The 740-nt window shown below is 47.4% G+C and carries 1 protein-coding gene; it reads left to right on the top strand.

Features of this window, described 5'->3' with window-relative positions:
- The first annotated feature begins 223 nt into the window (after nucleotides 1-223).
- Nucleotides 224-649 (top strand): hypothetical protein, encoded by a 426-nt coding sequence (locus ACVRRC_RS22105; RefSeq protein WP_472533455.1) that lies wholly within the window; start codon nucleotides 224-226, stop codon nucleotides 647-649.
- Nucleotides 650-740: the final 91 nt, after the last annotated feature.

Below are 740 nucleotides of genomic sequence, written 5' to 3'. Positions count from 1 at the left end.
AAGCAACACGTACAGGACGTCTTGTTGTAGTGATGAATTCCGGTGTTGAGTGACGTTTTCCATGTTTGCACCTAATCATATTGGATATGAATAAGCTACCTTTGACCTGATAGTATGTCATCGTTTTTAGTCCTCGTTTTGTTGGCCTTTTCGGGCGAGTGGAAATTCCTTCCGTAGTAGGATCGATCTACCCGTTGGGGTGAAAATTAACAAGGTGAAAAACATGTTTAAACGTATCCGTAGCATTCCTTTATTGGCAGGAGCTATTGCCGCATTGTGCATGACCAGTGCCTTTGCTGAAATTCCTACCAATGCCAGTGGCCGACCCGTTGCTGGAAAGTCACTGGCAGAGTTCCAGTCCTACAAAGCCAACTGCCCAGAGTGTTTACAAGTCGCTCAGGACATTATCAAGATGCGCACCCAGTATTGTCAGCAAGCCGGTGATGTAGATCAGACTATCTTGCAAGACCCAATTTATCCCTACCTCAACGGCATCCGGGTATTACTGGCTAACCGTGGGGGGTACAACAGCCCCATGTATACCTCAGCGCGCCAGGTATTCGAAGCCAACGTCAACTGTGACAACAACAGCGACTGGGTCGAACGCAGCCAGCAGGTCATCGAAAACACCTTTACTGGCCCCCAGTAATCCTGCCTAACCATTGACCCGCTAAAACAGCGGGTTTTTCTCTTCCTGATATTTGGTTGTATAACTATAGACGAGTCCCATTGACGCAAAA

It is taken from the genome of Stutzerimonas sp. LR2, from assembly GCF_055755175.1.
This window is presented reverse-complemented; position numbering and strand designations above follow the sequence as displayed.

Coding starts and splice junctions, on each gene's coding strand:
- ACVRRC_RS22105 (WP_472533455.1), top strand. CDS start 224: ATGTTTAAACGTATCCGTAGCATTCCTTTATTGGCAGGAGCTATTGCC.